Genomic DNA, 6,663 nt, shown 5'->3' on the forward strand with positions numbered 1-6,663 from the left:
CCCGGCGCGCGCCCCCGGCCGCGGGCCCGTGCCGGGCGCCCGGCACCGGGTACCGGGTACCGGGACCGGCGGGGTCAGGCCGACGCGGCCCCGCTGATCGCCCAGGCCAGCCCGGTGGCCGGGTCCTCCAGGGCGAGGTGCAGGTACCAGAGTTCGTCCTGCGGTTCGCACCAGGTCAGGCAGCGCAGCCGGGCGACCAGGGCATTGACGTCGGCCGGGCCGGGCCGCGGCTCGCCGGTCATCGCGGTCAATGCGCGCCAGAGGGCGAGCCGCCCGTCCGCACTGCCCAGTGCCGGTTCGCCGGACGCCGCCTGGACCAGCGCCGGATAGACCGCGCCGAACGGCAGGTAGCCGGCGGTCGGTTCGGCCTCCTCGGCGAAACGGGCCGCCGCGTCCGGCGCGGTGCCCCGGACGCAGACCGCCCGCAGCCAGGGCGCCAGGTCGCCGAGCAGGCGGGTGGCGGTGAGCCCGGGCACCGAGGTGCCGTGCCCGGGCAGCTCCAGCCGCCCCAGGCCCTCCCTGGTGGCCGGCTGGGCGAGCAGCGCCCGCCGGGCACCGCCGCCCGGCAGGTAGTCGCGGACCCGGCTGCGCTCCTCCCAGCCCGCCTGCTCCCACGGCTGGAGCAGCAGCGGGACGCCCTCGGGGTCGGGGTCGGCCCGGCCGCCGAGTTCGTCGCCGAGCAGAGCGCGGGTGTGCGCGACCAGCCGGCGGATCGGCGGCGGGTCGAGCAGCGGGGCCAGCCGCCGCCAGGAGTGCCGGGTGGCGAGCACCTCCCAGAGCGGCCCGGCGTCGTGGTCGCCCGCCCCGGCGGCGGTGTCCGGCCCGCCGTCGGCGTCGAACAGCCGGGCGGCCACCTCGGGCGGCGCCCCGTACGCGATCAGGTGGCCGATCGGACCGGACGGCCAGCCGGCGGCCGGGCAGCCGGCCACCGCGGCCGCCCCGCGGACCTGCCGGAACAGGTCGAGCAGCTCGGTCCAGCGGCCCGCACCGGCCAGGGCGCAGGCCCCGTACTCCTCGTCCGTGATCACCTCGCCAATGTACGTCCGGGCACCCGGCATCAGCTGACATGACGTCAGCACGGTGCGTGTCGGCACCGCGGACCGGCGGCCGACCGGGCTACTGCGGCGCCCGCTTGCCGGTCAGCACCCAGCGGACGTCCACGAAACCGCTCTGCTGCTCGGTCAGCCGGCCGTTCTCCACCTGCTGGAAGGTGACCCAGGTGTTGGTCAGCCGCGGCGACTCCGCGCTCGGCAGCATGGAGGACATGCCCCAGTCGAGCGGCGGGGTGACCCCGCCGGTGTCCAGCGAGTCGCCGCTGTCGAGCTGGCCGCGCAGGGTCTTCGCGGTCAGCGGGGTGCCGGCCGACGCGAGCCGGTCGGCCGCCTGGAAGAACACCTGGTACGCCACCCAGGCGGTCTCCACCCCGAGGTCCGACACCTCGACCGGGGAGCCCGGGGCGTTGTCGCGCAGGGTGCGCCGCAGGTCGTCCCAGACGCTGGAGGACTCCGGCGGGTACCAGCCGGTGACCAGCGCCCCCTCCAGCGGTCCGCCCTTGCCGCCGGTGGCGTCCACCACCGGCTGCTGGACGCCGCCGAGCACCGCCCCGAGCCTGGTCCGGGCGGGCGCCAGCCGCCGGTAGGCGTCGAGCAGCCCGCGGGTCTGCTCGGTGCCGAGCGCGCTGGTGACGCAGCCGTCCCTGCGGTCGTCGCCGACCGCGGCCCGGGCGGCGGCCGCGAAGTCGGGCGCCTTCTCCGGCACCTTCACGTCGGTGAGCGCGACCCCCGCCGGGCGCAGCGCCCCGGAGAGGTAGCGGGTGAGGGTGTCGCCGGCCCGGGTGTCGGGGCGGACGAGCGCCACCGTCCGGCAGCCGGCCGCGACCAGCTGCCGCCCGCTGCCGGCGATCAGCGCGGGCGTCCCGCCCGCCACCGGGTAGGACATCGGGCTGGAGAACTCCGGGCCGGACAGCCCGTACCCGCCGAGGTAGGGGATCCCGGCCGCCTCCAGCGCGGGCATGAAGTCGTCGCCGTGCTGGCTGTACGAGCCGATCACGGCCACCGCGTGCGCGTCCACCGCCCGGCGGACGCAGCCGGCGGCGCCCTGCGGGGTGTCCTGCTCGTCGCAGGTCAGCACGTGCAGCCGCCGCCCGCCGAAGCCGCCCGCGGCCGCGACCGAGCGGCCGATCGCATCGGCGAGCGCGGTGATCCCCGACCGGTCGGCGGCGCCGGTACCGGAGGGCGCCATGGTCAGCACGGTCACCCCGGCGCCCTGGGCGGCGCCGGCCCCGCCCGCGCACCCGGTGGTGCCGAGCAGCACCGGGAGCAGCGCCGCGGCCGCCGCCCGCCGCACGGTGCGGCCCGTCCCCGCACCCGCCGCACTCCGCCGACCGATCCGCCCCGCCATGCCCGCACCCCTCCCGTGGCCCGCCCGTTGTCGGGGGCAAGCCAAGCGAGCGCAGCGCACGCCCGGGCGGACGGCGGGCGAACGGCGCGGGGTGTTCACCGGAACAGCGAGGTGGTCCGCACACGCTCCAAGGGCTCCTCCGGGCGCCCTTCATGACGGACCATCATGCGCTTTCCACTGGTGGCAGCGGGTTTCGGGAGGGACCGCGCAGCCCGGGCGGATCCGGCATGTTCGGCCAAGTCCGGGCGCACGGGCCCCGGGATGTCCGGCCGAGTCCGCGCCGCCTGCCGTGTGCAGCCGACTAGACGCGGGTCTCCGCGAGCAGCCGGGCGGCGTGCACCCGGCCGGCGTGCTCGACCAGGTTGATGAGCACCTCCTTGCCGGAGGAGCGCTCGCGGGCGTCGCAGACCACCACCGGCGTGCCGTCCTCCAGGTCGAGGGCGCGCGCCACCTCGTCGGGCCGGAAGTCCCGGGTGCCGGCGAAACGGTTCACCGCGACGACGAAGGGGATCCCGCGGTGCTCGAAGAAGTCCACCGCCGGGAAGCAGTCGGTCAGCCGCCGGGTGTCGGCGAGCACCACCGCGCCCAGCGCCCCGAGCGCCAACTCGTCCCACAGGAACCAGAACCGGTCCTGCCCCGGGGTGCCGAACAGGTACACCGACAGCCCGTCCCGGATGGTGATCCGGCCGAAGTCCATGGCCACCGTGGTGGTCGCCTTCTGCTCCACCCCGGCGAGGTCGTCCACGTCGCGGCCCGCGGTGGTCAGCCGCTCCTCGGTGCGCAGCGGGCGGATCTCGCTCACCGAGCCGACCAGTGTGGTCTTGCCGACCCCGAAGCCGCCCGCGACCAGGATCTTCAGGGCGAGCACGGAACCGTCAGAGGGCACGGAGCCCATGGATGACCTCCAGGAGGATCTGCTCGTCGGGGAGCAGGGCGGGCGGGACGGGCCGGCTGACCCGGATCAGCCCGGCGTCCAGCAGGTCGCCGAGCAGCACCCGCACCACGCCGAGCGGCAGGTCGGTGTCGGCGGCGATCTCGGCCACGGAGAGTGCGTTGCCCCGGCACAGGCCGAGGATGGCGGCCTGCTCGGGGCCGACCGGCCCGGCGTCGGCATCGGTCTCCGGCAGGTCGCTGACCACCAGTGCGATCAGGTCGAACCGCACGCCGCTCGGCTCGGTCCGGCCCCGGGTGACGGCGTAGGGGCGGACCAGCGGGCCGGCCGCGTCGTCGAACCAGTACTCCGGCTCGCCGGGCGGCACCGGGTAGCCGAACGGGCTGCCGGGCAGGTAGCGGCGCGGCGGGTACGACACCGGGCTCACCCCCCGACCGCGCTGCGCGGCGGTGCGTACAGGTGCTCGCCGACCCGGCGGACCAGGCGGGCCATCTCGTAGGCGACCAGGCCGAGATCGGCGTCGGAGGTGACGAAGACCGCGAGGCAGGTGCCCTCCCCCGCGGCGGCCACGATGAGGAACCCCAGGTCGAGTTCGACCATGGTCTGCCGTACCTCGCCGGCCTCGAAGTGCCGGCCGGCGCCCTTGGCCAGGCTGTGGAAGCCCGAGGCGACCGCCGCCAGGTGCTCGCCGTCCTCCCGGCCGAGGCCTGCGGAGGTGCCCATGGCCAGACCGTCGGCGGACAGCATCACCGCGAATCTGATCTGGACGACCCGGGAGACGAGCTCGTCGAGCAGCCAGTTGAGCTCGCCGGGCTGGTGCGTGGTGCCGATCATGTGGTCTCTCCTCCGGTGGTGTGGGGGTGCTCGGGACGCTCGGTACTGCCGCGGTTCCAGCCCCGCTGGTACGCGGAGAGGGTGGCCCGGGCCTGCTCGGGGCTGCGGCCGGGCGCCGCGTCCGCGCGGGGCTTCGGCACGTCCTTCGGCGGCGCCTCCCGCAGTTGCGGCACCAGGCTGGCCTGCCGCACCCGGCGCGGGAGTCCGCCGTCCGCGGCGGGCGGCGCGGCGGGCGCGGGTGCTCCGTCGGGGCGGGCCGCGGCCACGGGCGCGGGGCCGGGTGGCGGCAGGGCGGGCAGGGCGGACCGGCTCCCGTCCGACCGGAAGGGCGTGGGCCGCAGCACCCCCGGGTCACCGCCGAGCGCACCGAACGGCGCCGCGGTCGGCGCAGGCGGCAGGGGCCGTACGGGCGGCTCCGCCACGGCCTCCGCAGCTGCCGCGGGTGCGGGCGGCGCCGGCTCGGCCACGACCGGCTCGGGCGCCGCGGGCCCGGGGAGGACCGGCCCGGCCCGCACGGGCTCGGGCAGGTCGGGCAGGCCGGCCGGGGGTGCGGCCGCCGCGGTCGTGGCACGCCTGGGCAGCACGGGCTCGGCGTCGACGGCGGGGCCGCCCGGATCGCCGGCCAGCAGTTCGGTGGGCAGCAGCACCACCGCGGTGGTTCCGCCGTACGCGGAGGCGCGCAGCGCGACCCTGACCCCGTGCCGGCGGGCCAGCCGGCTCACCACGAACAGGCCCAGCCGGTCGCTGTCGAAGAGGTCCACCTGCTCGGCGGCGGCGATCCGGCGGTTGGCGTCGTCGAGGGCCTCGCGGCCCATGCCCAGGCCGCGGTCCTCGATCTCCAGGGCGTAGCCGTTGCCGACCTGCTCGCCCTGGATCCGCACCTTGGTGTGCGGCGGCGAGAACCCGGTGGCGTTCTCGACGAGTTCGGCCACCAGGTGGGTCAGGTCGGCGACGGCCTGCCCGGCGACCGCCGCCCGCGGCATCGGGTGCACGTCCACCCGGGCGTACTCCTCGACCTCGGCCACCGCGGCCCGCACCACGTCCACCAGCGGGACGGGCCGGCGCCACGCGCGGCCGGGTGCCGCGCCGGACAGGATGATCAGGCCCTCCGCGTGCCGCCGCATCCGGGTGGTGAGGTGGTCGAGCCGGAACAGGTCGGCGAGCTCCGCCGGGTCCTGGGTCCGCCGCTCCATCGCGTCCAGCAGGGTGAGCTGCCGGTGCACCAGGACCTGGCTGCGCCGGGCGAGGTTGACGAAGACACCCGAGACGCCGGAGAGCACCTCGGCGCGCTCGACGGCGGCGGTGACCGCGGCCCGCTGGACCCGGCCGAGCGCCCCGCGCACCTGGCCGATCTCGTCGCTGCCGTGCGGCACCGGCGGCGCCTCGGCGTCCACGTCGATCTCCTCGCCGGCCCGCAGCCTGCGCATCGCGGCCGGGAGGGTGCGGCCGGCCAGCTCCAGCGCCGAGTTGCGCAGGCCGACCAGCTCGGTGACCAGGCCGCGGCCGATCTGCACCGAGATCAGCAGCGAGGCCACCACGGCGGCAAGGCCGAGCAGCACGGCCAGGCCGGAGGGGGTGAACAGCCCCAGCGCGTAAGGGGCGGAACGCTCCGCGGCGGTGGTGCCGGCGGCCTGCTCGACCCCGCGCAGGCCGCGGGCGACGCTGTCCTCGACGGCGGCCCAGCGGTCGGCGGGGACGGCGTCGAGGGCGGCCCGGCCGTCCGCGGCGGTGCGCAGGGCGTCCTCGTAGCGGGTCAGTTCGCGGTGGTCGGCGCCGTCGGTGACGGTCTGCAGGGCGGCCCGGTCGGCGGGCCGCAGGTCGCCGTCGGCGGTCTGCGCCAGCAGTCGGCGGGCGTACACCGCAGCACCCAGGTCGCGCAGTTGGGCGTCGTCGAGCCGCCCGGCGGTCTGCCCGGCGCGGAACAGTGCGTCCTCCCGGGCGAGTTGCTCGCGGCCGCGGGCGAACTCCAGCAGCACCCGGGCGTCCGAGGCCACCTGGTGGTCCTGCAGGTCGGTGACCGAGCCGGCCACCTCCAGCGCCCGGTCGACGGCCGCCGTGTAGCGGGCGTAGGCGTCCGTCCAGGCGATCCGGTGCTGCTCGATCCCGGCGCGCAGCGCGGGCAGGTCGGCGACCGCGGCCAGCAGCCGGTCGACCCGCTCGGCGGTGTCCGGGCCGAGGCCCTCGGCGTCGGCCCGGTTGTAGTGGTCGGCGAGCGCGAGCGGGCCCGCCGCGCCGTCGGTGGCGGCGGCGGCCGTGCGCAGGTCGTCGCGGGCCTGCTGGTCCCCGGCCAGGAGGCGGCCGGCAGCGGTGCGCTCCGCCTGGAGGCCGGCCGCGGTCGCGGCGACCGGGTCGAGCAGTGTCCCGGCGACCGTCCGCAGCCGTACGAGGTCCCAGACGGTGCCGGCGGTGGTGACGCTGGCGAAGGACCACAGCGCGATCACCGACACCACCGGCACCATCAGCAGCGCGACGATCCTGGCGCGGACGGTGCGCGGGCGCAGCCTCAGCCCGGACCGCGGGGCCGGGCCCGCGGCCGG

6 protein-coding genes are annotated in these 6,663 nt (G+C 77.4%); all 6 read right to left on the minus strand.

Features of this window, described 5'->3' with window-relative positions:
• Positions 1–74: 74 nt before the first annotated feature.
• Positions 75–1,028: a hypothetical protein gene (locus ACFV0G_RS32195; protein WP_380555658.1), complete on the minus strand. Its 954-nt coding sequence runs from the start codon at positions 1,026–1,028 to the stop codon at positions 75–77.
• An 88-nt stretch (positions 1,029–1,116) separates the two neighbouring features.
• On the minus strand, positions 1,117–2,400 hold the full coding sequence (locus ACFV0G_RS32200) for an ABC transporter substrate-binding protein (protein ID WP_380555660.1): 1,284 nt from the start codon (positions 2,398–2,400) through the stop codon (positions 1,117–1,119).
• A gap of 301 nt (positions 2,401–2,701) precedes the next feature.
• Positions 2,702–3,295: an ATP/GTP-binding protein gene (locus ACFV0G_RS32205; protein ID WP_380555662.1), complete on the minus strand. Its 594-nt coding sequence runs from the start codon at positions 3,293–3,295 to the stop codon at positions 2,702–2,704.
• Positions 3,276–3,686: a DUF742 domain-containing protein gene (locus tag ACFV0G_RS32210; protein WP_380555668.1), complete on the minus strand. Its 411-nt coding sequence runs from the start codon at positions 3,684–3,686 to the stop codon at positions 3,276–3,278. The genes ACFV0G_RS32205 and ACFV0G_RS32210 overlap by 20 nt, the downstream gene beginning before the upstream one ends.
• Before the next feature lie 29 nt (positions 3,687–3,715).
• The gene (locus ACFV0G_RS32215) at positions 3,716–4,126 is read right to left on the minus strand and encodes a roadblock/LC7 domain-containing protein (RefSeq protein WP_380555664.1); all 411 of its coding nucleotides are present in this window, start codon (positions 4,124–4,126) and stop codon (positions 3,716–3,718) included.
• Positions 4,123–6,663, minus strand: a 2,541-nt coding sequence (locus ACFV0G_RS32220; RefSeq protein WP_380555666.1) for a nitrate- and nitrite sensing domain-containing protein, incomplete at its 5' end; no start/stop codon positions are given. The genes ACFV0G_RS32215 and ACFV0G_RS32220, both read right to left, overlap by 4 nt.

Source organism: Kitasatospora sp. NPDC059571 (assembly GCF_042735675.1).
Lineage (GTDB): Bacteria > Actinomycetota > Actinomycetes > Streptomycetales > Streptomycetaceae > Kitasatospora.